The 23,654-nt window shown below is 65.6% G+C and carries 24 protein-coding genes and 1 riboswitch; of the genes, 9 read left to right on the top strand and 15 right to left on the bottom strand.

The annotated features are described in order from the left end of the window. Position 1: 1 nt before the first annotated feature. The 5 genes from RPC_RS09580 to RPC_RS09560 all read right to left on the bottom strand — a co-directional run bounded on the left by RPC_RS09580 (position 2) and on the right by RPC_RS09560 (position 5,086). Positions 2-1,042, bottom strand: coding sequence for an AAA family ATPase (locus RPC_RS09580; protein ID WP_049766081.1), 1,041 nt, complete (start codon positions 1,040-1,042; stop codon positions 2-4). Between the two features lie 121 nt (positions 1,043-1,163). Further along, a complete protein-coding gene (locus tag RPC_RS09575; RefSeq protein WP_011472371.1) occupies positions 1,164-1,460 on the bottom strand; it encodes a methanol dehydrogenase [cytochrome c] subunit in 297 nt (98 codons plus the stop codon). After that, entirely contained in the window at positions 1,454-2,074 is a 621-nt protein-coding gene (gene moxG / locus RPC_RS09570; protein WP_011472370.1) for a cytochrome c(L), periplasmic, read from the bottom strand. The genes RPC_RS09575 and moxG overlap by 7 nt, the downstream gene beginning before the upstream one ends. Before the next feature lie 70 nt (positions 2,075-2,144). After that, on the bottom strand, positions 2,145-3,074 hold the full coding sequence (gene moxJ, locus RPC_RS09565; protein ID WP_011472369.1) for a methanol oxidation system protein MoxJ: 930 nt from the start codon (positions 3,072-3,074) through the stop codon (positions 2,145-2,147). 137 nt (positions 3,075-3,211) lie between these two features. Beyond that, a complete protein-coding gene (locus RPC_RS09560; RefSeq protein WP_011472368.1) occupies positions 3,212-5,086 on the bottom strand; it encodes a methanol/ethanol family PQQ-dependent dehydrogenase in 1,875 nt (624 codons plus the stop codon). A gap of 377 nt (positions 5,087-5,463) precedes the next feature. On the opposite strand from RPC_RS09560, the gene RPC_RS09555 reads away from it, so the two are divergent. The 3 genes from RPC_RS09555 to RPC_RS09545 are packed head-to-tail and all read left to right on the top strand — an operon-like array spanning position 5,464 to position 8,107. After that, on the top strand, positions 5,464-5,970 hold the full coding sequence (locus tag RPC_RS09555; protein WP_011472367.1) for a hypothetical protein: 507 nt from the start codon (positions 5,464-5,466) through the stop codon (positions 5,968-5,970). After that, complete coding sequence (locus tag RPC_RS09550) at positions 5,970-7,451, top strand: histidine kinase (protein ID WP_011472366.1); 1,482 nt, start codon at positions 5,970-5,972, stop codon at positions 7,449-7,451. The genes RPC_RS09555 and RPC_RS09550 overlap by 1 nt, the downstream gene beginning before the upstream one ends. Beyond that, positions 7,451-8,107, top strand: a complete 657-nt coding sequence (locus RPC_RS09545; RefSeq protein WP_011472365.1) for a response regulator transcription factor — start codon at positions 7,451-7,453, stop codon at positions 8,105-8,107. Before RPC_RS09550 ends, RPC_RS09545 begins: the two co-directional genes overlap by 1 nt. Before the next feature lie 197 nt (positions 8,108-8,304). Here the strand turns inward: RPC_RS09545 and RPC_RS09540 are convergent, their stop codons facing one another. Then, positions 8,305-11,505 carry an efflux RND transporter permease subunit gene (locus RPC_RS09540; protein ID WP_011472364.1) on the bottom strand — a complete coding sequence of 1,067 codons (3,201 nt, stop codon included), beginning with the start codon at positions 11,503-11,505 and terminating at the stop codon, positions 8,305-8,307. A 27-nt stretch (positions 11,506-11,532) separates the two neighbouring features. After that, on the bottom strand, positions 11,533-12,762 hold the full coding sequence (locus tag RPC_RS09535; RefSeq protein WP_011472363.1) for an efflux RND transporter periplasmic adaptor subunit: 1,230 nt from the start codon (positions 12,760-12,762) through the stop codon (positions 11,533-11,535). 102 nt (positions 12,763-12,864) lie between these two features. On the opposite strand from RPC_RS09535, the gene RPC_RS09530 reads away from it, so the two are divergent. Further along, positions 12,865-13,470, top strand: coding sequence for a TetR/AcrR family transcriptional regulator (locus RPC_RS09530; RefSeq protein WP_011472362.1), 606 nt, complete (start codon positions 12,865-12,867; stop codon positions 13,468-13,470). Between the two features lie 131 nt (positions 13,471-13,601). Here RPC_RS09530 and RPC_RS09525 read toward each other — a convergent pair whose 3' ends face one another. From RPC_RS09525 to RPC_RS26770, 3 genes are all read right to left on the bottom strand, one after another. Continuing rightward, positions 13,602-14,096, bottom strand: coding sequence for a ferritin-like domain-containing protein (locus RPC_RS09525; RefSeq protein WP_011472361.1), 495 nt, complete (start codon positions 14,094-14,096; stop codon positions 13,602-13,604). A gap of 186 nt (positions 14,097-14,282) precedes the next feature. Continuing rightward, the gene (locus tag RPC_RS09520) at positions 14,283-14,759 is read right to left on the bottom strand and encodes a DUF3833 family protein (protein ID WP_011472360.1); all 477 of its coding nucleotides are present in this window, start codon (positions 14,757-14,759) and stop codon (positions 14,283-14,285) included. Next, positions 14,740-14,994: a hypothetical protein gene (locus RPC_RS26770; protein WP_080507326.1), complete on the bottom strand. Its 255-nt coding sequence runs from the start codon at positions 14,992-14,994 to the stop codon at positions 14,740-14,742. The genes RPC_RS09520 and RPC_RS26770 overlap by 20 nt, the downstream gene beginning before the upstream one ends. 136 nt (positions 14,995-15,130) lie before the next feature. On the opposite strand from RPC_RS26770, the gene RPC_RS09515 reads away from it, so the two are divergent. Beyond that, complete coding sequence (locus tag RPC_RS09515; RefSeq protein WP_011472359.1) at positions 15,131-15,862, top strand: DUF72 domain-containing protein; 732 nt, start codon at positions 15,131-15,133, stop codon at positions 15,860-15,862. A 42-nt stretch (positions 15,863-15,904) separates the two neighbouring features. Here the strand turns inward: RPC_RS09515 and RPC_RS26765 are convergent, their stop codons facing one another. The 5 genes from RPC_RS26765 to cobS all read right to left on the bottom strand — a co-directional run bounded on the left by RPC_RS26765 (position 15,905) and on the right by cobS (position 19,088). After that, a complete protein-coding gene (locus RPC_RS26765) occupies positions 15,905-16,027 on the bottom strand; it encodes a hypothetical protein (RefSeq protein WP_415914816.1) in 123 nt (40 codons plus the stop codon). A 67-nt stretch (positions 16,028-16,094) separates the two neighbouring features. Next, on the bottom strand, positions 16,095-16,832 hold the full coding sequence (locus RPC_RS09510) for a DUF4336 domain-containing protein (RefSeq protein ID WP_011472358.1): 738 nt from the start codon (positions 16,830-16,832) through the stop codon (positions 16,095-16,097). 124 nt (positions 16,833-16,956) lie between these two features. Then, positions 16,957-17,715 (bottom strand): precorrin-6A synthase (deacetylating), encoded by a 759-nt coding sequence (gene cobF / locus RPC_RS09505; protein ID WP_011472357.1) that lies wholly within the window; start codon positions 17,713-17,715, stop codon positions 16,957-16,959. A gap of 16 nt (positions 17,716-17,731) precedes the next feature. Further along, complete coding sequence (locus tag RPC_RS09500) at positions 17,732-18,292, bottom strand: histidine phosphatase family protein (RefSeq protein ID WP_011472356.1); 561 nt, start codon at positions 18,290-18,292, stop codon at positions 17,732-17,734. A 7-nt stretch (positions 18,293-18,299) separates the two neighbouring features. Beyond that, positions 18,300-19,088 (bottom strand): adenosylcobinamide-GDP ribazoletransferase, encoded by a 789-nt coding sequence (cobS, locus tag RPC_RS09495; RefSeq protein ID WP_011472355.1) that lies wholly within the window; start codon positions 19,086-19,088, stop codon positions 18,300-18,302. A gap of 197 nt (positions 19,089-19,285) precedes the next feature. Between cobS and tcuA the strand changes: the two genes are divergently transcribed. From tcuA to cobW, 4 genes are all read left to right on the top strand, one after another. Next, the gene (gene tcuA, locus RPC_RS09490) at positions 19,286-20,659 is read left to right on the top strand and encodes an FAD-dependent tricarballylate dehydrogenase TcuA (RefSeq protein WP_011472354.1); all 1,374 of its coding nucleotides are present in this window, start codon (positions 19,286-19,288) and stop codon (positions 20,657-20,659) included. Continuing rightward, positions 20,649-21,767: a tricarballylate utilization 4Fe-4S protein TcuB gene (tcuB, locus tag RPC_RS09485; RefSeq protein ID WP_011472353.1), complete on the top strand. Its 1,119-nt coding sequence runs from the start codon at positions 20,649-20,651 to the stop codon at positions 21,765-21,767. The genes tcuA and tcuB overlap by 11 nt, the downstream gene beginning before the upstream one ends. Before the next feature lie 82 nt (positions 21,768-21,849). Beyond that, positions 21,850-22,067, top strand: a riboswitch (cobalamin riboswitch). A 116-nt stretch (positions 22,068-22,183) separates the two neighbouring features. Continuing rightward, a complete protein-coding gene (locus RPC_RS09480) occupies positions 22,184-22,612 on the top strand; it encodes a DUF1636 family protein (RefSeq protein ID WP_011472352.1) in 429 nt (142 codons plus the stop codon). Positions 22,613-22,621: 9 nt separating this feature from the next. Continuing rightward, positions 22,622-23,653, top strand: coding sequence for a cobalamin biosynthesis protein CobW (gene cobW, locus RPC_RS09475; RefSeq protein ID WP_011472351.1), 1,032 nt, complete (start codon positions 22,622-22,624; stop codon positions 23,651-23,653). Position 23,654 lies beyond the last annotated feature (1 nt).

The raw sequence follows: 23,654 nt of genomic DNA, 5'->3' as shown, positions 1-23,654 counted from the left end.
GTTACGGCGCCGGCACCGTCTCGAACAATTGACGGATCAGCGCCGGCATGATCTCCGCGCGGCGCATCTCGTGGATCGGATCGAGAAAGATCCGGTGCGCCATCACCTCGAAGAACACCTCGCGCAGATCTTCCGGCACCACCATGTCGCGGCCGTCGAGCCAGGCCACGACGCGGGCGGCGCGGAGCAGAAAGCTCATGCCGCGCGGGCTCGCGCCTGCTTCGACCAAACGCTCGCTGTCGAGCCCGGCGAGCTTGATGCCGTGGCGTCCCGGATAGCGCACCGCATCCCACAGCTTGAGTGCATAGAGCTGCAACGCCTCGCTGGCGCCGACCCGACGCTGGATCGAACGGCCGACGCCGTCCAGCGCCCGGTGATCGGGTACCGTCTGGCGCAGCTCGCCAACCAGCCGATCGGCGTCGTGAAATCTTGTGTCAAACATCAGGCAGCGGCGGACCTCGGCATCGGCCGGAGTGTCGATCGCGATCTCCATCAGGAAACGGTCGCGCGCGGCGGCGGGGAGTTCGAACGTCTCCTCGCGCTCGACCCGGTTGCGGTCGGCGAACACCAACAGGTGCGGAAACGCATAGTCGCGGTTGAAGGCGCTCAGCGTCCGCTCGGCCATCAGCCGCAACAACAAGGAATGCACCTGCGGGCGGGCGCGGTTGATCTCGTTGAAGAAGAAGATCGCCAGATCTTCGCCGCTGCGCAGCACCGGACCCGGCTCGACGCGCGGCCGGCCGTCCTCGCCGAGAAACGTGTAGTACACCAAATCGGCCGGCATCAGATCGATGGTGCCCTCGATGCGTTGGTAACTGCCGCCGAGGCAACGCGCCGCGGCTCGCAGCAAGGTGGTCTTGCCGACGCCGACATCGCCTTCCAACAGCACGTGACCGCGGGCGAAGATCGCCACGGTCAAAAGATGGATCACGCGCCGCTGGCCGAGAATTGCCTTGCCGAGTTCGGCTTCGAATTGCAGCGCGGCGTCGCGCCATGCCGCAAGGTCGACGGTGTCCTCGTCAACCCGCTCCTCGCCAGCCATGCCGAACGCCTTTGCTGGTCTTGCGATCATCGGATGACCCAGGCAATAAAAAAGGGGGGCGAACCGCGCCCCCATGGGAGCTGATAATTTGGTCGCGATCTAACCGATCATTGCAGGTCGGTCATTTCGGCAGTTTGTTGACCTCGTAGACCCATTTTCCGGTCTTCTTGAAATTGGCGACGCGCAATTCATTGCGCTGCTCCATCGCCTTGATGGAGTCAGACTGCTTGTTGAGCTCCGCGACATTGTGCTTGGGATCGTATTTCGAGCCGGCGACCTTTTCCGGGTAGCCCGGCTTCGGCTCCCAGCAATTGCCGGGCGCCTTGCATTTGGTGCCGTCATAGGCGAGCGCACCGCTCGCGGAAAGCGATCCCACGAGGAATGCGGCTGCAATACCAAGACCCGTTGGCTTCAACATGCTGTTTTCTCCGGTTTGACGTCGTGATTTGCGGCATCGGCGTGCTCGAATGTCTGGCCGGAGCAGGCCGTGTCGTCGTCCTTGTGCTTCTGTGCGAACCGCGTGAACGTGCGCTTCTGCTCGGCAGTCAGCCAATCCGCCTCGTCGACCGGTCCGGTGTAGAGATGCCGGACCCAGGCCATCACCGTCAGGATCTCGTCGAGTTCGAGATCGTGATGCGGCCCCATCATGCCCTGCGCGCCGCCGTAGATGGTCTCGAACAGGCCCTTGTCGGTCTTGTTCTTCGGATAGGTCCAATAGGAATCGTTGAGACCGGGACCGATCTTGCCTTCGCCGAAATGACCGTGGCAGCCCGAGCAGGCCGACAGAAAGGTCTCCTCGCCTTTCGCCAGATGCTCCTTGACCTCGGTATACGGATTGACGCCGGTGTTGAGAAAGTTGCGGACCGCTTCGGTATCGCGCCCGCTCGGCTGACTGGTCTCCATGATCTTCAGATCTTCGCCGGTGACGGTGTGGCGGAACACCTCCTGCCCCAACGCCACGACCGGCGCCAGCAGGCCGACCGCAAGGGTGGCGGAGATCGCGATCGATCGGTTGAATGACGGCATTCTCATCGCAACTCCTGGCTCAGTGAGGCCCCAATCGTAATTCTGATGCTTGTGGTTGTCCGGATCCGCTGGCGGCTCACGATCGCGGCCCCCGTGGCGGCTGCGGCTTCGGCATCGGCAGCAGCGGAATGCCCTCCGCGGCCAAGATCGCCTCGATCTTCGGCCGCGCCTTGGGCAGCGCCGCGTCGATGGCGTCGCGCAGCTCGCGATCGTCCTCGCGCACGCCGAACGACTGGTCGAAATGATGCGGGATCTTCGCGCCATCGGCGCCGACATTGTCGTCGGGGATCACCGTCATCGCCAACTCGGCATTGGCCTTGACGTAGCGCGCGACTTCCGGCGCGAACATCACCGCGGCATTGGCGGTGCCGTTGGCCACCTCGCCGACCACGCGGCGCGGCGAGATCCGGGTGTATTTGTTGCGGCGATCCTGGAAGTCGGTCAGCGAATGCATGTAGTTGAAATGCACGTTGAACAGCCCGATCTTCTCCATCATGGTCTGCGCCGGCGATCCCGGCACGAAGCCGATCTTGTCGGCCTTGGCCAGATCCGGACTGTTCCAGTCCTTGATCGAGAGCTTGGAATCCTTGCGCTGAATGAAGACATAGGGCGCCCGATAATACGGCGCGCTGGTCAGCACCCGCTGGTCCCCGGTATCCAGGCCGACGACGACGTCGCACAGCTTCAGCGACAGCTGATCGCGCACCAGATAGATCGCCGGCTTGTTGTACCATTTGAACACCGCCTTGCGGCCCATCGCGGCGGCCAAGGCTTCGGCGACCTTGTTTTCGAAGCCGCTGCCGTCCTTGACCGAATACGGCTCCTCCTCCGACGCCGCACAGACCCGCAGTACGGTCTTGTCGTCCGCATAGGGGTCTTCGTCCGAGGCCAAGGCCGGCACAAAGCCGAGCCCCAATGCGACCAGCAGCGCGCCGCACCGCCAAGCCACGCCTTGCGCGCGGCGCGTGGTTCGTCCTTCGCGGATTTGTCCACCACATCGATCCATCGATCGGTCCCTTCCCTGAAGCAGTCTTCTTTTTTGAATTCTCTGAGTTTTGAATTCTCTGAGTTCATCGACGCTGTCGCGAGCCGTGGCCGCGAGTTCCGCGGCGGTCGAAGCCGACCGCCGCGGCTCAATCAGGATCAGTTGGCCTCGAACTCGCCGACCTTGACGTCGTCATAGGGGCCCTTGCCGTCGAGCGAGAACACCATCACGCCGCCGCCCATCTGGGTGTAGTTCTGCAGTTCCTTGAACGCGCCGACCGCGCCGAGACCGGCGGTCGGATCCTGCAGATCGAACACCAGGCCGACGCCCGGCCAGCCGCCGACGCCGTACATCACCGCGACGTATTGCACGCCGTCGTGCTCGTAGGTCATCGGATAGCCGATGCCGCCGGACGGCAGCTTGAACTTCCACAGCAACTCGCCGGTGTCGGCGTGCCGCGCCTTCAGGAAGCCGTCGAGCGTGGTGTAGAAGACCAGATTGCCCTTGGTCGCGAGCGTGCCACCCCAGACCGCGAACTTCTCCATCTTCTCCCATTTGTATTTGCCGCTGATGGCGTTGTAGGCCTTGATCTGGCCGAGCCCGAGCGAGTTCTGGCGATCGCCCTTCGGCCCCGGATACATCGACAAGGTGGCGCCGACGAAGAACTGGCCGGCCCGATAGGGCAGCATGAACGGCTCCCAATCCATGCAGATGTGGTTGATGCCCATGAAAAACAGCTGGCGATCCGGGTCGTAGCTGTCGTGGCCCTGATTGTGATAGCCCATCGCCGACGGGCAGACGTCGCGAGCGACGTGATCCATCCTTGTGGCCTTCTCCGGCACCCGGATCGGGACGCCGCTCTTCAGATCGACCTGGGTGAAGACGTTCACGGTGTCGTCGATCTTATCGGCCGAGACCAGCTCGCCGTTCTCGCGGTCGAGCGTATAGACGATGCCGTTGCGATCCGGATGGGTCAACAGCTTGCGCGCTTTGCCGTTCTTGTCCTTCTGATCCGACAGCATCATGACGTTGACGCCGGCATAGTCCCACTCGTCGTGCGGGGTCTTCTGGTAGCCGAACTTGGCCTTGCCGGTTTCGGCGTCGCGGCCCCAGATCGTCATGGTCCATTTGTTGTCGCCGGGCCGCATGGTCTCGTTCCACGGCGCCGGGTTGCCCGAGCCGTAATAGAACAGGTCGGTGCCGGGATCGTAAGCGTACCAACCCCAATTGGTGCCGCCGCCGATCTTCCAGGCGTCGCCTTCCCAGGTCGCGGTGCCGAGGCCCTTCTGGCCGTAATGCGGATTGGCTTTGTTGAAGTCGTCGGCCAGGCCGATGTCCTCGTCCGGCCCGGTGGCGTAATAGCGCCATTTCTGCGCGCCGGTCTTGACGTCATAGGCGGTGACGTAGCCGCGCACGCCGAGCTCGGCGCCCGACGATCCGATCAGCACCAGATCCTTCACCACATAAGGCGCGATGGTCAGCGTCGAGCCGACCTTGATGTCGGAGTTCTCCACTTTCCAGAATTCGTCGCCGGTCTTGGCGTTGAGCGCCAACACATTGCCGTCGAGCTGGGTCTTGAGGATCAGCGGCGGGGTGGAGCCATCGCCCGGCCAATAGGCCAGGCCGCGATTGACCAGATCGCAACACGCCACCGAGCGCGCCGCGGGGTCCTGCTTCGGCTTATGCTGCCACAAGATGTGGCCCGGGTCCTTCAGGTCGAGTGCAAACGTATAGTTGGGAAACGAGGTGTGGACGTACATCACGCCGTCGACCACCAACGGCGCACCTTCATGGCCGTGCAGCAGGCCGGTCGAGAAGCTCCAGGCCGCCTTCAATTGCTTGACGTTCTTGTCGTCGATCTGGGTCATCGGGCTGAAATTGTCGGAGTTGTAGTTCTTCCCCGGCATCACCCAATTCTGGTTGCTTTTCGCCAATTCAACCAGCTTGTCATTGGCGAACGCCGCGTTCCCAGATGGAACGGACAGCGTCAACGCAGACGCAGCAAGCAGCAACGCAAACCGTGCGCGTTTCATCAACAGCCTCCCTTTGTCGTTTCCCGGATTCAAGGCGGCGTTTGTTATGTCCCTCTGCTGGGGCGCCGTCTTCCTGTGGTCTGTTTAGGATGTGGTTTCGTCGATACTCCCAGCTCTCGTTGCTCTTGTTGTTGCTCTTGTTGTTATCGCCAGCATCGGACTCGCGCCCCGCGGAACTGGAGCTTGCTGACGTCCGGGGTATCCCGTGCAGCCTATGGCCAGAATTGACCATAGAGCCAAGCATCGCACGGCGTCTTTAGTCCGACTTCCAATAACGTCCGGGAAGTATTTCCATGCACCCAGGGATATTTTTGATGTAGCCTGCCCCCTGAAGCTAACGCACGTTCAACGAACGGCGCCTGGGAGGGAGGACAAGGGTGATCATCGGCGATCGCAATGCCAGGCGTTTTCGTCATCTCACGGTGGTCGCCCAGGTGCTGGCGAGCGGGTGCAGCAATGAGACCGCGCCGGAGCTGCCGCCGGAGAGCAACGAGCGCGCCACCGAGGCAGGGCCGCAGCGCTGGCTGGCGCAAAGCGATGGCGTAACGCCGGAACATTGGCTTCTTGAGCACCAACGCAGGGCCAATGCCGCCGCGCCGTCGGTCGCGCAAATCCGCGACAGCCTGGCCAATGCGGCGCGAAACTTCGCCGATTCTCCGCGGATGATCGCCAACCGCGTGGTGCAGCTCGAGGCGATGCTGGCGCAGCAAGGCATCGCAGAGAATGCCTTGGAGCTGCTCGGCGACCTGTCGTTCGCCGCTCCGGCGGGACGGCGCGCCGAAGGCTTCGGCGCGCGTTGCCAGCAATACTATCTGCTGCGGATTCGATCCCCATCCAAGCAGCAAGCCTTGTCCGCGCTCAGAGCCTCGAACCACAGGGATTGATGCAAGTGGCCGCCAGCGTGACATCCAGCGTCCACGAGATCGGCCTCCGCGTTTGGTCACGGCGGCTCGCCCAGGTGTTATGGTACGAACGGCCGGTACGCACCCGGATTCTGGTCGCGCTGGTGGCGCTGAGCGCTTTGATTTCCGTGCTCGGCGGCGCGGCCACGCTATTCGGCATCCGAAATAGGATCGAGGCTGAGTTCATCTCGCCGACCGCGCTCGCCGAACAGTACATCATCCAGACCAACCGGAATTTCGCCGCCGACGAGCAACTGCTCAAGACCCTGCCGATCGCGTTGGCGATGCAGCTACGGCATATCCGCCACCTCAAGGTCAACGTGCTCGATGCCGAGGGCAACAGCGTCGCGCTGCAGCGCAGCATCGACGAGCCGCAGCCCTCGGCGAGCGAGGTGCCACGCTGGTTCGCGGCACTCGCTGGAAACGTTGCCGAACACCGCGAAATTCCGCTCACCGCCGGCGCCCGCCGGATCGGGACGGTGATCCTGAATTCCGACGCCTCCGACGAGTTGGCGGAGGTGTGGCAGGAAGCCCAGCATCAGGGGGTGGTCTGGCTTGCCGCCAACGCGGTGATGATCGCGGCCTTCTACTTCATCTTGGGGCGGATCCTGCAGCCCCTGGTCACGGTGTCGCGCGGCATGGCCGATCTCGGCAAGGGGAACTATCAGGTCCAGATCGATCCGCCGCGGGGGCCCGAATTCGACGCCATCATCGGCAGCTTCAACGGGCTGGCCTCGGCGTTGAGCGCCGCCCGCGCGGAAAACGGTCGGCTGTATCGCGAACTGATCACGGTGCAGGAGGACGAGCGGCGGCAGATCGCCAGCGAGTTGCACGACGAGGCCGGCCCCTGCCTGTTCGGCATCACCACCACCGCCGCGGCGATCGAGGCGCGGATCTCGCGCGGTCACCACGACGAGGCGGCGGAAATCAGTCGGCAATTGGCGGAAATCGCCAGCATCGCCGGGCGCCTGACTGCGCTCAATCGGCAGATCATGAAGCGGCTGCAGCCGATCGCGCTCGGCAAGGTGACGCTCGGCGAGTTGATCGGCGACCTGGTCGCGGACTTTGCCCGCCGCTACCGCGATGTCCGCTTTTTGAACGACCTCAATATCGCGCCACGCAGCTATGGCGACGTGGTCGATCTCACCATCTATCGCTGCATCCAGGAGGGCATCGTCAACGCGCTGCGGCACGGCAAAGCGCGCTGCGTCAACGTCGAACTCAGCGACGTTGCCCCGTCAGCGGACGCGGCGCCGACCGCCCTGCTGCTGGTGCTGCGCGACGACGGCCAGGGCATCGCCGCGGCCGCGACCCCGGGCTTCGGCCTCGCGGTGATGCGCGAGCGGGTGCAGTCGCTGGGCGGGGTCTGGGAGCTGTCGCAGAACTGGCCCTGCGGCGTCACCATCACCGCAACGCTGCCGCTGTCGTGGCCGCGCCCGACCGCCGCAAACCGGAGACTCTGATGACGACAGTGCTGATCATCGACGACCATCCGATCGTGCTGCAGGGCTGCGCGCGGATCCTGGAGGCCAATGGACCGACCAAGGTGCTGACCGCGGTCAGCATGGTCGACGGTTTCCGGCTGTACCGGCAACATGACCCGGACGTCATCATCGTCGATCTGACGATGCACACCGGCCTGCTCAGCGGACTGTCGTTCATTCGCAGGATGCGGGTCGTCAACCGGCGGATTCCGATCCTGGTGCTCAGCATGCATCGCGACCCGGTGATCGTCAGCCGCGCGTTGCAGGCTGGCGCCTCCGGCTATGTGCTGAAGGATTCCGCCGCCGAAGACCTGTTGAAGGCGATCAAACGGGTCAGCGACGGCCGCCCCTTCATCAGCGATGAGCTCGCGGCCGACATCGTGCTGATGGAAACCCGCGGCCAGAAGCACCGCCTGCAAACCATGACGCTGCGCGAACTCGAGCTGTTGAGCATCCTGGCCGAAGGCAAGCCCTATGGCTTGATCGCCGAAGAACTCAACGTCAGTTACAAGACGGTGGCCAACTCGGTGGCGCTGATCAAGAACAAGCTCGGCGTCCGCACGCTGCCGGAACTGATGCGCATCGCCATCGACCAACTGCCCTCGATCGAAACCACCGCAGCGCCCAGACGCTAGAGCATTTTCGGTTAGGATTGAATCATCCAACCAAAATGTCGTCGTCATTCCGGATTGCGAGTTCGAAGAACGAGCAAGTCCGGAATCCATAACCCCTGCGGTGGTTATGGATTCCGGGCTCACTCGCAGCGAAGCTGCTCGTGCCCCGGAATGACGGCCCGGGACTCTTGAACCGCATCAATCCTAATCCAAATGCTCTAGACGGTCGCGGGCTCGACCGCCTCGCTCTCCGCCGCCAGCGTTCCGCCGCTGCCGTGCTGGGTCAGCGGCTTCGAGCCGGTGACGGTGCGCAGCAGCACATAGAACACCGGGGTCAGGAACAGACCGAACAGCGTCACCCCGATCATGCCGGAGAACACCGCCACCCCCATGGCGCGGCGCATTTCCGCGCCGGCGCCGGTCGACAGCACCAGCGGCAGCACGCCCATGATGAACGCCATCGAGGTCATCAGGATCGGGCGCAACCGCAGCCGGCTGGCCTCGATCGCCGCCTTGATCGGGGTGCGGCCGGCGAATTCCAGTTCGCGGGCGAATTCGACGATCAGAATGGCGTTCTTCGCCGACAGTCCGACCAGCACGATCAGCCCGATCTGGGTGAACACGTTGTTGTCGCCCTTCGACAGCCAGACCCCGAACATCGCCGCCAATAGCCCCATCGGCACGATCATGATGATCGACAACGGCAGCGTCAGGCTTTCGTACAACGCGGCCAGCACCAGGAACACCAACAGGATCGCCAAAGGAAACACCCACAGCCCGGAATTGCCGGCGATGAACTGCTGATAGGTCAGATCGGTCCATTCGAAGGCGAAGCCCGGCGGCAGAGTCTCAGCCGCGATCCGGGTCGCGGCGTCCTGCGCCTGGCCCGAGGAATAGCCCGGCGCCGCCGCGGCGTTGACGTCCGACGACAGAAACCCGTTGTAGCGGATCGCGCGTTCCGGGCCGGCGCTCTGGTGGATCTTCAACAGCGCCGCCAGCGGCACCATGTCGCCCGACGCCGAGCGCACCTTGAGCTGGCGGATGTCGTCGGCCCGCGCCCGGAACGGCGCGTCGGCCTGCACATAGACCGAATAGGTGCGGCCGAATTTGTTGAAGTCGTTGACGTAGTAGGAGCCGAGATAGATCTGCAGCGTGTTGAACACCTCGGTCACCGGCACGCCGAGCTGCAACGCCTTGGTGCGGTCGATGTCGGCGAACAATTGCGGCACGTTGACCTGGAAGCTGGAGAACGTTCCGGCGATCTCCGGCGCCTTGGCCATCGCCGCCAGGAACGCCTTGGTGGCCTCGTTGAGCGCGTCGTAGCCGAGCCCGGCGCGGTCCTCGATCTGCAGCTTGAAGCCGCCGATGGTGCCGAGGCCGTTGACCGGCGGCGGCGGAAACATCGCGATGAACGCCTCCTGGATGCCGGCGTATTTCTTGTTCAGCTCCATGGCGATCGCGCCGCCGCTGAGCGAGGCGTCCTTGCGCTCCTCGAACGGCTTCAGCGTCGAGAACACGATGCCGGCGTTGGACGAGTTGGTGAAGCCGCTGATCGACAGTCCGGGGAATGCCACCGAGCTTTCCACGCCGGGCTGGGTCGCCGCGATGTCGCTCATCTGGCGAATGACGGCTTCGCTGCGGTCCAGCGTGGCGCCGTCGGGAAGCCGCGCAAAGCCGACCAGGTACTGCTTGTCCTGACCGGGCACGAAGCCGCTCGGCACCAGCTTGAACAGGCCGGCAGTGGCGATCACCAGCACCACATAGACGCCGATCACCAGCGCCTTGCCGGAGATCACGCCGCCGACGCCGCGGCTGTAGCCGTGCGCCGAGCGCGCGAAGGCGCGGTTGAAGCCGCGGAAGAACCAGCCGAGCGCGCGGTCGAGAATCCGCGTCAGCCGATCCTTCGGATCGTTATGGCCCTTCAGCAACAGTGCCGCCAGCGCCGGCGACAGCGTCAGCGAATTGATCGCCGAGATCACCGTGGAGATCGCAATCGTCAGCGCGAACTGCTTGTAGAATTGGCCGGTGAGGCCGCTGATGAAAGCCAGCGGCACGAATACCGCGATCAGCACCAAGGCGATGGCGATGATCGGCCCCGAGACTTCCTTCATCGCCTGGTAGGTGGCGTCGCGCGGCGAGCGGCCGGCCTCGATGTTGCGTTCGACGTTCTCCACCACCACGATGGCGTCGTCGACCACGATGCCGATCGCCAGCACCAGACCGAACAGGCTGAGCGCGTTGATGGAAAAGCCGAACATGTGCATCACCGCGAAGGTGCCGACGATCGACACCGGCACCGCCAACAGCGGGATGATCGACGCCCGCCAAGTCTGCAGGAACAGGATCACCACCACCACCACCAGCGCGATGGCTTCCAGCAGCGTGTGGATCACGGCTTCGATGGAAAAGCGGACGAATTGCGTCGGGTCATAGACGATCTTGTACGCCACGCCCTCCGGCATCGTCTTTTGGATCTCGGCCATCGTGGCGCGAACGCTGTCGGAAATCTGCAACGCGTTGGAGCCCGGCGCCTGGAAGATCGGAATCGCCACCGCCTGCTTGTTGTCGAGCAGCGAGCGCAGGCCGTATTCGGAGGCGCCGAGTTCGATCCGCGCCACGTCGCGCAGCCGGGTCACCTCGCCGTGCGCGCCGCTCTTGACCACGATGTCGCGGAATTGCTCTTCGGTGGAGAGCCGGCCCTCGGCGTTGACCGAGAGCTGCAGGTCGAGCCCCTTGACGCTCGGCGAGGCGCCGACCACGCCGGCGGCGGCTTCGACGTTCTGCGCCTGGATCGCCTTGACGATGTCGCTGGCGGTCAGCGCGTGCTCCGCCGCCTTCTGCGGATCGACCCAGATCCGCATCGAATAGTCGCCGGCGCCGTACAGCTGCACGTCGCCGACGCCATCGAGCCGCGCCAGCCGATCCTTGACGTTGAGCACCGCGTAGTTACGCAAATACGTCATGTCGTAGCGGTTGTTCGGCGACAACAGATGCACCACCATAGTGAGGTCGGGCGAACTCTTCTTGGTGATGATGCCGAGCTGGCGCACCACCGCGGGCAGCCGCGGCTCGGCTTGCGCCACGCGATTCTGCACCAGTTGCTGCGCCTTGTCGGGGTCGGTGCCGAGCCGGAAGGTCACCGTCAGCGTCATCGCGCCGTCGGTGGTGGCCTGGCTCGCCATATAGAGCATGCCTTCGACGCCGTTGATCTGCTCCTCGATCGGGGTTGCCACCGTCTCGGCGATCACTTTCGGGTTGGCGCCCGGATAGGTGGCGCGCACCACCACCGAGGGCGGCACCACGTCGGGATATTCCGAGATCGGCATCGACAACAGCGAGATCAGCCCGGCCAGGAAGATCAGCACCGACAACACGCCGGCGAAGATCGGACGATCGATGAAAAATTTCGACAAGTTCATGGCCGGGCTCCGGTACGAAGGTTTTTGTCAGCGCTGCGCGAGATGGCGGGCGCTGTCGGCGGCTTGCGAGCCGCCGGCGTCGGCGACTTCGGTCTTCACCAGCGCGCCGGGGCGCACCCGTTGCAGGCCGTTGACCACCACCCGATCGCCGGACTGCAGGCCCGAGGTGACGATCCGCAGCCCCTCGACATTGCCGCCGAGCGTGATCGCGCGGTACAGCGCGCGGTTGTCGTTGCCGACCACCATCACGAACTTCTTGTCCTGGTCGGTGCCGATCGCGCGCTCCTCCAGCATCACCAGCGTCTGCTGTTGCGGATGCCCCATCCGCAGCCGCGCGAACTGGCCGGGGATCAATCGACCGTCGGCGTTGTCGAACGCGGCGCGGACCCGGATGGTGCCGCTCTGGCCGTTGACCTGATTGTCGATCAGCTGGATGTGGCCCTTCGCGGTCTCGCTGGCGGAAGTCGACGTCGACATCTCGACCGGAATACGGTCGAGCTTGCCGGAGGCGCCGCCGACCGAGTTCAGCGCGCGGATCACCACGTCCTCGTCGGCGTCGAAACTGGCATAGATCGGATTGACCGAGACCAGCGAGGTCAGTACCGGAGACGAGGTGCCGGCGGCGACCAGGTTGCCGACGGTGACTTCGATCTTGCCGACCCGGCCGGCGACCGGCGCGCGGACCCTGGTGTAATCCAGATTGAGCCTGGCCGATTGCAGCGTCGCCTCGGCGGCGGCCACATTGGCGATGGCTTCGCGGCTGGCATTGTCGCGCTGCTCGAAGTCGCGCCGGGTCACGATATTGTTGCCGACCAGCTGGCGGCCGCGCTCGAGTTCGCCTGCGGCGAACAGCGCGCGGGCTTTCGCCGCCTCGAGCTGGGCCTGCGCCTTGTCGACCTCGGCCGCATAGGGCGCCGGATCGATCTGGAACAGCACGTCGCCGGCCTTGACCAGCGCGCCCTCGGTGAAATGCGTCGTCAGAATAGCGCCGGCGACCCGCGGTCGCAGCTCGACGCGGTTCACCGCTTCGAGCCGCCCGGAGAAATCGTCCCACAGCGTGGCCTGGCGAGGCTGCACCACCGCGACCGTCACGGGGACGGCTTGCTCAGGGGGCGGTGAGCTCGCGGTGGCCTGCTCAACATGGAAATAGCGGTCGGCGATCACCGAGCCGCCGAGGATGGCGGCGCCGGCAATCGCCAGGCCTGCGATGGTTCTGCGAATACGATGCGATGGCGGGACGGTGGCGGACGGCGTCATGTAGCGCTCCATAACTGTAGTGCTCGCTACAGATGTAGAGCTGGACGCCCGCCGTCAAGAGGATTATGTATCGGACACTAAGAAAAGTCGAGGTACCCTAATATGGCGATGGGTCGACCCCGCGCCTTCAACGCCGACAAGGCGTTGGACGAAGCGATGGAGATCTTCTGGCGGCACGGTTACGAGGGCGCGACGATCGCGCAACTCACTGACGTCATGGGCATAAATCCGCCGAGCCTGTATGCGGCGTTCGGCAGCAAAGAAGGCCTGTTGCGGGCCGCGCTGGACCGTTACACCGCCAAACGGGCGGCCTTTCTGACGGAAATTTTACAAGCGCCGACCGCCCGCGCGGTGGCCGAAAAGCTGTTGATGGGGATCGCCGACGTTCAGACCGACCCCTCGCATCCGCCGGGCTGCCTGCTGGTGCAAGGCGGGCTCGCCTGCGGCAGCGGCTCGGAGAACGTGCCGTTCGAGCTGGCGTCGCGCCGCGCCGAAACCGAGGACCGGCTGCGGCAACGCTTTGAACAGGCCAAGGCCGAGGGCGATCTCACCGCCACCGCCGACCCCTGCGCGCTGGCGCGCTATCTTTCGGCGGTCACCGTGGGCATGGGCGTGATGGCGTCGTCCGGCGCCGGGCGCGAGGAGCTGCGCGAGATCGCCAGCCTGTCGCTGAAGGCGTTCGAGCAGCAGGCCGCGACAGTCAGCTAGCGCAGGCCGAACGCCGTCCGCGCCATGCTGGCGTGGCACGGCGCGGGCCTAATGTTTGCAGATCGGGCGTTGCGCAAAGAGGCGCAGCAAAGCCGCGCCTCCTCCCTCGCTCATCGACTATCGACGACGGGTCAGGCGGCCTGCGCCACCCGCACGTAGGAGCGGGTCACGCTGTCGATATTTTGATCGATCCAGGCCGCCATCGACTGCTCTTCCTTCAGCGAGGCTTCGAGCAACGGCTTGGCCGAACTCATGCCGGTGAGATCGGCAAGCGACAGCAGCGATTTGTAAGCGGCGATCTCGAAGTGCTCGAAGGCGTTATTGGCGAAGGTGTTTTTCAGGATTTCGTCGGGCATCACGGTGTGCGCCATCGCCGCCATGTTGCCCATGAACGACTGCGCCGCGTCCTTCAAGCTGGAGGACGTTTCGCCGCAGGCGGCGAGACACTCGTCGAGCCGCTTGATCTGACCTTCGGTTTCGCGCAGATGCTGCGTCACCCGCGCTTTCACCTCCGGATAGTCGCCGAGCCGTTCCGACTGGCGTTCCATCATTTCGCGGGCCTGGATTTCCATTGCGTGGGCATTCCGCAGCCCGACGACGAAGATCTCACGTGCGTCCTGTGCCATGTGCTGTCCTTGTTGAGAAAGATTCGTTCACCAACGTGGCATTGCGCTAAGCGTTCCCCGCAATCGGCGTCGCGCACGGTCGCCAGAGTTCGAACAGTTCGCCGGCCGGGTCGCCGCCTCCCAGCGGCTGAAGTACGCGGACCGGCCGCGCGAGATAATTGAGCAGAGCGTCGATCGGTATCGGCTCTACAGCTTCCGATAGGTGACGTGCGCCGTCCCGAACGGAACGCCAGCCCGCCCGGCGCTGCCGCGGACGATGCAGGCGCGATCGTCGATCCGATAGAACCAGTCGTCGAAATTCAGCTTGGTGGTGCTGCCGTCGTTTTGCGGCGTCTCGCGCGTGTAGCGCCAATTGAACGCGCAGCCTTGCTGCTCGCCCTGGGCCTCGCCGTCGAGCCGCGTCTCCGAACCGGAATACTTGCCGACACCCAGCTTGCGGATGGTCCAGCGCAAGGTGTCCTCGTGACCATCGTCGAAGCGATAGGTTTCGGTGAAATGCACCGCCTGCTGCAGATCGTCCCATCGTCCTTCGGCAATGATCGTGGCGCGCTTTTGCAGGCCGCCGATCAGGCTTTCGATCACGCCCCAGCCTTCCAGACGGCCGTTGAAGAAGTCCTCCGGGAGGAAGACCGGAGTGGTGCCCTTAAAATCGTCGATCGCCATCGATGCTCCAATGCCAGTTGCCGTGCTGAGGAACCCGGAGCGCGCCGACTTGTTCCCTGACGTTCAACGCTCGCCTGCGGCCGATGGGTTGACGTTGTCCGCAAACATGTTGCGTAACGCTTTCGTCCGCGGCGATCAGCAGGTCGTATCCTGCTTTGCCACAGCACTTCGCAAGCTCATATCCGATGCCGGTGGAGGCCCCGGTGACGACGGCAACTCGACGATCTTGGATCATGGCAAGCTCCCTTGGTTAACCCCACAACCAGCTCATGCGCGGCCCGTTCCTGCAGGCGGCTTGCGAAGCGCCTCGGAACAAGCGCTCCGTTGCGGCACTTGTGTGTAAACGTGAATGCCGGGAGACGATGGAGAGGATGGCGCGGATTTTGATCGGCACCTCGGGGTGGCACTACGCGTCCTGGCGCGGCCCGTTCTTTCCCGAGCGACTGCCGATCGCCCACCAGCTGCAGTATTACGCCAGCCAGTTCTCGACCGCCGAACTCAACGGCGTGTTCTATCGCACGCCGACCCGCGAGGCGGTGCAGGCTTGGCACAACCTGACCGGCAACGACTTCGTATTCGCCTGGAAGGCCTCGAAGTTCATCACGCATTGGAAGCGGCTGTCGGCGGCTTCGGCGAACAGTCTGGAGCTGATGGAGGATCGGCTGGCGCTGCTCGGCGCCAAGGCCGGGCCGATCCTGTTTCAACTGCCGCCGCAATTTGCCGCAGATCCGGATCGGTTGGCCGACTTCCTGCGCATGCTGTCGAAGCGGCGCCGCTACAGCTTCGAGTTCCGGCATCCGAGCTGGTACACGCCCGCCGTGCTGCGGTTGTTGCGCGAGGCCAATGTGGCGCTGTGTCTGTCCGATCACCACGACGCACCGGCGCCTTGGAAGCGCACGGCGGATTTTGTCTATGTGAGAGGTCACGGACCGGGCGGCCGCTACAAGGGCCGCTATCCGGCCGCAACCCTGCAGCAATGGTCGGCACGGATCGGCGCGTGGAAACGGCGGGGCTACGACGCCTATGTGTACTTCGATAACGACCAGAAGAGTGCTGCGCCGAGCGACGCGCTGCGGCTGCGGCAACTGATCACGCCGCGGTGACGGCGATCGGAAGCGCGCTTACAGGCCACGCGACGAACTGGACTACCCGAACAGACCGAAAGCCCAGCCCGCGACCGCGAGCAACGGCACCACCGCGATCGCGACCAGGAGCAAAGGCGCGGGCTCATTGCCGGTTCGCTTGCTGTCGATATCATCTTCTGCCATGGCGGACGAACGCGCGCAGCGTGGACATGTTCCAAGCGTGGCCGCTGGGCCGTCGCGGCACCATGCGTCAGGTCAACAACCAGCGTAGCGAGGTGCGCAATTGTTCGGTTCCGTCGCGCTCGAACCATTGCCCGTGCTCGAAGATCACCCGTTCGGGACGGAACTGATCCACCAGTTCGCGGGCGATCCGCTGGGCTTCGCTGCGTTTGCGATTCACCGCAAAGCGATAATGCGGCGGCGCCTCGCCGTCCGGCGCCACCACGCCACCGAGCCGGGCCAGCGGCCGCAGCGCCGGCGATATTTTCTCTGCTTCGAAGTTCTGCACCAGATCGACCGCGATCAGCGTGTTGCTCGGCTTGTGCAGAAACACCACTTCCGTGAGCCCAAAGCCGCCGGTCAGCAATCGCTGATCGAGATCCTCGCTCCAGTCCGCGGGCGGCTGTGCGCCAAGATCATGGTCGATGCGCAGACCCGACGTCTTCACCGCACCGCGCCGCCGCAGCCCCGGCGCCGCCCAGGTGACCGCCGCCGGGAAGCGGTCCTGCCACTCCTTCACAAACGTCCAATGCGCGATGTTCGGCGCCACCAGATGGCGGATCGGCCCGATCTGCTGGATCGCGCGCGCGAGTTCGGAAGACCATGGCGTCGGCGAATGCAGCCAGACGTCGCCATTGGCCAGGCGGACGATGGTCATGCGGACCGGGATGGAGAGGCCCATCGGCCGCATCGGCCCGCTGTCGACGATCCAAAGGCTATCGGCGACCGGCTTCGGCACGTTCAATGGCGGGTAGGTGACGCGGCTCATGGCAATCGATTCCTGTGTCGTCGCCCGGACGTGATGTCGGACGGCGAACGTCAGGTGGGCGATTTGGTTCCGAACGGCTCGCGCTCACAGGCATTCGACCAAGCGGCATTCGTCGCCGCACGTATCACCTCGGATCGCACCGTCGCAGCAGGTAGATATCCATGATCCAGCCGTGGCGTTCGCGGGCCTCTTGGCGAACCGTTACGATCTCGTCCTTCACCGCGGCGAGGTGACCCGCGATCAAAATCTCGTCCGGCGTGCCGAGATAGGCGCCCCAGAAGATCTCCAGGTGAGGATCGCTGAGTTGGGCAAACGTCTGGGTGCCGTCCAGCATCACCACGACGCTGCCGGCGTCGCTGGGAAAGCCTTTGGCAAGCTTGCGCCCGGTGGTCAGCAGCACCGGCTCGCCGATCTGGTTCAGCGTGATGCGATGCTTGGCCGCCAGCACCTGCACGCTGCTGATGCCGGGGATCACCTCGTAGTCGAGCGCCAGCCCCTTGGCGCGCAGCCGTTCGATGATCCGCAGCGTGCTGTCGTACAGCGCCGGATCGCCCCACACCAACAATCCGCCGACTTCGCCTTCGGCGAGATGCTGCTCGAATTGATGGCCGTACCGATCGGCGAGCTCGGCGTGCCAATGATCGACATTGTGCTGATAGCAGCCCGACGATGCCCGCTGCGGCACCTCGATCGCCACCATGCGAAGCTCCTGGCGCTCGACGAAGCGCTCGCAGATCGTGGTGCGCAGGTGTTTCAGCGCCGCCTTCTCGGCGCCCTTGTCGGGCACGAAGAACACGTCGACGCGATTCAGCGCCTTGATCGCCTGCAGCGTCAGATAGTCGGGATCGCCGGCGCCGATGCCGATCACCAGAATTGTACGCATCCGTCCCCCACACCGCTCATCGATTGACGTAGACCACGCGCCAGCCGGCATCGAGCCGATCGATCCTGGTCAGCGACAACGGATCGATCACGAAGCGCAGCGCTGGCTCCGGCGCGATCTCGAGCGCAATCGCCAAGGCGGCGCGCACCGTGCCGGAATGCACCACCAGCACCACGTCGCCGGCGGGCAAACGATCGAAACCGTCGCGCACGCGAAGAATCTGATCGGCGAAGCTTTCGCCGCCGGGCGGCCGGTTGTCGGCCGGCGCCCGCCAGAACGCGGTGTAAGCGTCGCCGAGTTCACGGGCGAGCTCCTCGTGCCGGCGGCCGGTCCAGGCGCCGAAATGCTGCTCGCGAAATTTTGGCTCGGCGATCGGCTGCAGCGCCAGCGCCGCCGCAGTCTCCATCGTGCGGCGGCTGGAGCTGGCAAAGCAGGCGGCGTCCGCCGGCAGTCTCGCGCGCAGCGCGGCGAACGCTGCGGCATCGCCGATGTCGGCGGGCGCATCGGCATCGTGAATGACGCCCCGGGGTCCCGCCACCGGCGCGTGCCGCACCAGCCACAGCCGCGTCTCTGTCATCCCGCCCTCACCCGAATCGCGCGGCGAGCATCACCAGCACCGCGGTTTCGGCGACCTGCTCGGCGGCGCCGAACACGTCGCCGGTGACGCCGCCGATCTGCCGCCATGCCAGGAGGGCGACCGCGGCAGCACCGGCCGCAGTCAGCAGCAGCGCCAGAATCGCGGCCTTCAGCGGCAGACACAGCAGCGCCACTATCACTGCGAGCACCACGGCGGTGAGCGCGCCTGCCGCGGCCGGGCGGCCCGCGGTCTTGCCCAAGCCGTCGGCGCGGGCGAACGGCATGTTCGCCGCCAACACCGGAATCGCCGCGCGGCCGAGCGCGTGGGCGACGATCAGCGCCGGAATCGCCATCGCCGCGGGCAGACTTGCCAGCGCCGACAGCCGCGTCGCGAATCCCACCAGCAGCACCAGCGTGCCATAGGTGCCGAGTCGGCTGTCGCGCATGATCAGCAGTTTGGCTGCGCGGTCGCGCCCGCCGCCGAAGCCGTCGCCGACGTCGGCGAGCCCGTCCTCGTGCAGCGCGCCGGTCAACGCGGCGCTGGCGCCAAGCGCCAACGCGGCTGCGGCGAGCGCCGGAACGCCCATGCCCATCAACGCCACGTCGATCAGCCCGACCACGCCGCCGATCAGCGCACCGACGATCGGGAACACGCGTTGCGCGCGCGCGATATCCGGCGGCACCGCGCCTTCCGGATGCGGCATCGGCACCCGCGTCAACAGCGCCATCGCGACGCGCAGATCGACCAACCATTCGCCGAGTTGCGCTGATTTAGAGGCCGGATTGTCATTCACCATGGTGCCGTCTCAATGTGGATTGCAGGACCGTTGCGAGGCACCGAAGACGCCGGCAAAAAAGCATGACCGCTCGCCGCACGCAAGCACGGCGCGCCGCTGCACGGTTGACAAGGCGAGGCCGGCGTTCCTATGAGTGCGGCGATCGTCCCCCGAGTGCCCTTGGACCGCGGTGCTGACATGATCGATAAAGTGCGATCATGACCGGCGCATCCCCCGCGACGACGATCGATGTCTTGGTGGTCGGCGGCGGCAGCGCGGCGCTGTGCGCGGCGATCGCGGCGCGACGCCTCGGCGCAAAGGTGCGGCTGGTCGAGCAGGCGCCTTCGAGCTTGCGCGGCGGCAACAGCCGCCACGCGCGCAACTTTCGCCTGATGCATGACGAAGCGCATTGGTACGTGCCGGACAGCTACGGCGAGGCGGCGTTCCTCGGCGATCTTCGCCGCGTCACCGCGGGGGCCACCGACGAGGTTTTGGCGCGGCTGTTGATTCGCGGCTCGGCGAGCATCGCGCCCTGGCTGCAAGAGAACGGCGTCGCGCTGCAGGATCCGCGCAGCGGGGTGATGCCGCATTCCAAGCGCACCGCGTTCTTTCTCGGCGGCGGCAAGGCGATGGTCAACGCGCTCTATGCCACCGCGGCCGCGGTCGGCGTCGAGATCGGCTATGACAGCGAGGTGGTGGCGCTGCATCTCGACGATGAACATTGCAGCAAGGCGGTGATCGCGCGCGCCGGCATTGCCGAAACGGTCGCCGCAAAGAGCGTGGTGCTAGCTTGCGGCGGCCATCAGGCCGACCGCGCCTGGTTGCGCGAGAGTTTTGGCGACGTCGCCGACGGGTTGGTGATCCGCGGCACGCCCTATGTCACCGGACGCGTGCTGCGCCTGCTGCTCGAGGCCGGCGCCAAGCCGGTCGGCGATCCGGCGCAAGCCCACATCGTCGCGGTCGATGCCCGTGGGCCCGCGGTCGACGGCGGCATCGTCACCCGAATCACCGCGATCCCCTACGGCATCGTGGTCGATCGCAACGCGCAGCGATTCCATGACGAAGGCGAAGACGCCCGCAAGACGCATTACGCCCGCTGGGGGGCGCGGATCGCGCAATGCGACGGGCAAATCGCCTATCTGATCATGGACGCCGCCGGCCGGGCCCGGGCATTGCCGACCGCACTGCCGCCAATCGAGGCGGACAGCCTCAACGAGCTTGCCGGCAAACTCGAACTCGATGCGGCGGCGCTGAGCGCGACGCTCGGTGCATTCAACGCCGCCGTCCGCAGCACCGGCGCCACCGAGGCTTTGGTGCCGCCGAAAAGCCACGGCGCAAAGCCGCTCACGGAGCCGCCGTTCGCCGCCTACCCGATGCGGCCGGGGCTGACCTTCACGCATTTCGGCGTCGCGGTGGACGAGCGGATGCGGGTGCAGACCAAAGACGGCGACCGGCTCGACAATATCTTTGCCGCCGGCATGATCATGGCGGCGAATGTGCTCGGCCGCGGCTATCTGGCCGGGCTCGGCGTCACGTTGTCGGCGGTGTTCGGGCGCCTCGCAGGCGAGGAGGCTGCGCGCCATGGCCGATGAACTCACCGCCGAAGCCGACCGCGTGCTGCGGATCTGCACCGCCTGCATGTATTGCGACGGACTGTGCGCGGTGTTTCCGGCGATCGCCGGCAAACACGATTTTGCGCCGAACGACTTGGACTATCTCGCCAACCTTTGCCACAACTGCCGCGGCTGCTGGTATGCCTGCCAATACGCGCCGCCGCATCCGTTCGCGGTGAACCTGCCGAACGCACTCGCCGAGTTGCGGCAGCGCTCCTATGCCGACTACGCCTGGCCGCGCTGGCTGCGCACCGGCTTTGCTTATAACGCCACCGTGGTCGCCGGCATCGTCGGCGGCCTCACCGCGCTGACGGTGCTGGCGACGTGGCTGTTGGTGCCGGCCGAGGTGTTGTTTGCCGCGCACCGCGGCGAAGGCGCCTTCTACCGCGTGGTGCCGTGGCCGATCATGGCCGGCGCCGCGGCCGCCGCGCTGCTGTGGGCGATGGTCGCCATCGGCATCAGCGCCGCCACCTATTGGCGGGCGATTGCGCCGCGCGCCTCCGCGAAGACAATCATGCGCGCAATATATCCGGCGCTGCGCGACATCGTCACGCTGCGCAATCTCGGCGGCGGCGGTCCCGGCTGCAACGACGTGAACGAACACTTCTCGCAGCAGCGCCGTTGGTCGCACCACATCATGGTGGCGGGTTTTGCGGCCAGCGTGGCCTCGACGCTGATCGCGGCACTCTATCACCACGTCTTTGCGATCGCGGCCCCCTACCCGCTGAGCAGCCTGCCGGTGTTGGCCGGCGGCATCGGCGGCGTGATGATGCTGATCGGCATCGGCGGTCTCTTACGATTGGAACGCCGCGCCGACCGCGCCCCGTCCGCCGCTGCCGAGGTCCGGCTCAATGTGGTGTTTCTGCTGCTGCTGGCTGTGCTGGCGGCGAGCGGCCTCGCCGTGCTGGCGCTGCGCGACACCGCGGCGATGGGGCTTACGCTGAGCCTGCATCTCGGCCTGGTGATCGGCTGCTTTGCGGTGCTGCCGGTCAGCAAGGCGGTGCACGGGCTATACCGATCGTTGGCCTTGCTGCGCGCCGCGATCGACCGTATGGCGCCGCGCCGGCGCCGGGATGGCGGCGAATGACGCCGCCCGGCCGCCGCCGGCGGTCCCGGTCCTGCCGTCGGCCGGCGCACGTCAAGGATTGACTTCGCGGCGTTTCCGTCTGATGCAGTCCATAGCCGACGGTGCCCTGTCCTCGGACAGGGCGAAGAGGGAATACCGGGCGCCGGGTTAAGGGATGGTCCCTTAGGCCGGTGAAGCCGGAGCTGCCCCCGCAACTGTGAGCGGACAGCCTGCACCGAAAACCACTGGGTCTCGACCTGGGAAGGTGGTGCCGGCCATGACCCGCGAGCCAGGAAACCTGCCGTCGCCTGCGATTTCGCCATTCCGGGCGGGGAATTCCGGAGTGAAGACGTTGGTCGAACGGAGTGCAGGTCCGCTCGCCGCATGTCTGGGTGCCACGCTTTGCGCGGCAGCCCATCCAGCGACGGGCCTTGCCTATGGACCATGCCGCCGAACACGCGCCCGGCCAGCGACCAAGCCGTGACTCCGTCGATCCGATGGTGACGCTGCACGTCTGCGTCAATTGCCTGGCCGGCGAGGACCGCGACTCTCACCCGCGCGCCGGTGCCCGGCTGTACCAGGCGCTGCTCGAAGCGCAGCAGCGTCAGGATCAGCCGCCCGAGGTGCACATCGCCGCCGCCGAGTGCCTGTCGAACTGCAATCGCGGCTGCAGCGCGGCGCTGTGCGGCGCCGGGCGCTGGAGCTACGTCTATGGCGATCTCACCGAGGCCGCGGTCGACGATCTGCTGGCCGGTGCCGCCCAATACGCCGCCACCGCCGACGGCCTGGTGCCGTGGCGCGAGCGGCCGACGATCTTCCGCAAGGGCGTGATCGCGCGAATTCCGCCCGTGCCGCGGCCGGCCTAGGAGCACCCGATGTCGATCGAAAAGATTCCCGTTACCATCATCACCGGCTTCTTAGGCTCCGGCAAGACCACGCTGGTGCGGCACCTGATGCAGAATCCGCAGGGCCGCCGCCTCGCCATCCTGGTCAACGAATTCGGCGACATCGGCGTCGACGGCGAGATCTTGAAGGGCTGCGCCGACGCCAATTGCCCGGAAGACGCCATCGTCGAACTGACCAACGGCTGCCTGTGCTGCACCGTGGCCGACGATTTCGTGCCGACGATCACCGCGCTGCTGGCGCGTCCCAATCCGCCCGATCACATCCTGATCGAAACCTCCGGCCTGGCGCTGCCGAAGCCGCTGTTGAAGGCGTTCGAATGGCCCGACCTGCGCTCGCGCATCACCGTCGACGGCGTGATCGCCGTCACCGACGCTGAAGCCGTCGCCGACGGCCGCTTCGCCCACGATCTTGCGGCGATCGCGCGGCAGCGACAGGAAGATACCAGCGTCGATCACGACACCCCGCTCGGCGAAGTGTTCGAGGATCAGATCGCCTGCGCCGACATCGTGATCCTCAACAAGGCCGACCTGGTCGATGCGGCGCGGCTCGCCGCGGCGCGCGAAGCGGTGCAGGCGGAATCGCCGCGCAACATTCCGATCGTGGACGTGATCGAAGGTCGGGTCGATCCGCGCATCGTGCTCGGCATCGGCGCCGCTGCGGAAGACGATCTGGACCAGCGGCCGACCCACCACGACAGCCACGACGCCCATGATCACGACGATTTCGAAACCCTGGTGATCACGCTGCCGAGCCATGCCAGCGCAGAGGCCGTCATCGCCGGGGTGGAGACCATCGCCCGCGAGCACGGCGTGCTGCGCGCCAAGGGCTACGTCGCCATATCCGGCAAGCCGATGCGGTTGCTGGTGCAGGGCGTCGGCTCCCGGGTGCGGGCGCAATTCGACCGTCCGTGGCGCGCCGACGAACCGCGGACCTCGCACCTCGTGGTGATCGGCGAGCGCGGCATCGACCGCGACGCCATCACCGCCGTGCTGGCCGGGTGAT

Source organism: Rhodopseudomonas palustris BisB18, assembly GCF_000013745.1.
Classification (GTDB): domain Bacteria; phylum Pseudomonadota; class Alphaproteobacteria; order Rhizobiales; family Xanthobacteraceae; genus Rhodopseudomonas_A; species Rhodopseudomonas_A palustris_F.
The sequence above is the reverse complement of the archived record's forward strand: the minus strand, read 5'-3'. Positions and strand labels throughout refer to the sequence as shown.

What these genes read in the sequence shown, in the direction of transcription:
- RPC_RS09560 (WP_011472368.1), bottom strand. Translation starts at nt 5,086, where the DNA reads ATGAAACGCGCACGGTTTGCGTTGCTGCTTGCTGCGTCTGCGTTGACG.
- RPC_RS09580 (WP_049766081.1), bottom strand. Translation starts at nt 1,042, where the DNA reads ATGGCTGGCGAGGAGCGGGTTGACGAGGACACCGTCGACCTTGCGGCA.
- moxG (WP_011472370.1), bottom strand. Translation starts at nt 2,074, where the DNA reads ATGAGAATGCCGTCATTCAACCGATCGATCGCGATCTCCGCCACCCTT.
- RPC_RS09515 (WP_011472359.1), top strand. Translation starts at nt 15,131, where the DNA reads ATGGCGCGGATTTTGATCGGCACCTCGGGGTGGCACTACGCGTCCTGG.
- moxJ (WP_011472369.1), bottom strand. Translation starts at nt 3,074, where the DNA reads ATGGATCGATGTGGTGGACAAATCCGCGAAGGACGAACCACGCGCCGC.
- RPC_RS26770 (WP_080507326.1), bottom strand. Translation starts at nt 14,994, where the DNA reads ATGATCCAAGATCGTCGAGTTGCCGTCGTCACCGGGGCCTCCACCGGC.
- RPC_RS26765 (WP_415914816.1), bottom strand. Translation starts at nt 16,027, where the DNA reads ATGGCAGAAGATGATATCGACAGCAAGCGAACCGGCAATGAGCCCGCG.
- RPC_RS09545 (WP_011472365.1), top strand. Translation starts at nt 7,451, where the DNA reads ATGACGACAGTGCTGATCATCGACGACCATCCGATCGTGCTGCAGGGC.
- RPC_RS09575 (WP_011472371.1), bottom strand. Translation starts at nt 1,460, where the DNA reads ATGTTGAAGCCAACGGGTCTTGGTATTGCAGCCGCATTCCTCGTGGGA.
- cobS (WP_011472355.1), bottom strand. Translation starts at nt 19,088, where the DNA reads ATGGTGAATGACAATCCGGCCTCTAAATCAGCGCAACTCGGCGAATGG.
- RPC_RS09535 (WP_011472363.1), bottom strand. Translation starts at nt 12,762, where the DNA reads ATGACGCCGTCCGCCACCGTCCCGCCATCGCATCGTATTCGCAGAACC.
- RPC_RS09550 (WP_011472366.1), top strand. Translation starts at nt 5,970, where the DNA reads ATGCAAGTGGCCGCCAGCGTGACATCCAGCGTCCACGAGATCGGCCTC.
- RPC_RS09540 (WP_011472364.1), bottom strand. Translation starts at nt 11,505, where the DNA reads ATGAACTTGTCGAAATTTTTCATCGATCGTCCGATCTTCGCCGGCGTG.
- RPC_RS09520 (WP_011472360.1), bottom strand. Translation starts at nt 14,759, where the DNA reads ATGGCGATCGACGATTTTAAGGGCACCACTCCGGTCTTCCTCCCGGAG.
- cobW (WP_011472351.1), top strand. Translation starts at nt 22,622, where the DNA reads ATGTCGATCGAAAAGATTCCCGTTACCATCATCACCGGCTTCTTAGGC.
- tcuA (WP_011472354.1), top strand. Translation starts at nt 19,286, where the DNA reads ATGACCGGCGCATCCCCCGCGACGACGATCGATGTCTTGGTGGTCGGC.
- RPC_RS09510 (WP_011472358.1), bottom strand. Translation starts at nt 16,832, where the DNA reads ATGAGCCGCGTCACCTACCCGCCATTGAACGTGCCGAAGCCGGTCGCC.
- RPC_RS09500 (WP_011472356.1), bottom strand. Translation starts at nt 18,292, where the DNA reads ATGACAGAGACGCGGCTGTGGCTGGTGCGGCACGCGCCGGTGGCGGGA.
- cobF (WP_011472357.1), bottom strand. Translation starts at nt 17,715, where the DNA reads ATGCGTACAATTCTGGTGATCGGCATCGGCGCCGGCGATCCCGACTAT.
- RPC_RS09480 (WP_011472352.1), top strand. Translation starts at nt 22,184, where the DNA reads ATGGACCATGCCGCCGAACACGCGCCCGGCCAGCGACCAAGCCGTGAC.
- RPC_RS09525 (WP_011472361.1), bottom strand. Translation starts at nt 14,096, where the DNA reads ATGGCACAGGACGCACGTGAGATCTTCGTCGTCGGGCTGCGGAATGCC.
- RPC_RS09530 (WP_011472362.1), top strand. Translation starts at nt 12,865, where the DNA reads ATGGCGATGGGTCGACCCCGCGCCTTCAACGCCGACAAGGCGTTGGAC.
- tcuB (WP_011472353.1), top strand. Translation starts at nt 20,649, where the DNA reads ATGGCCGATGAACTCACCGCCGAAGCCGACCGCGTGCTGCGGATCTGC.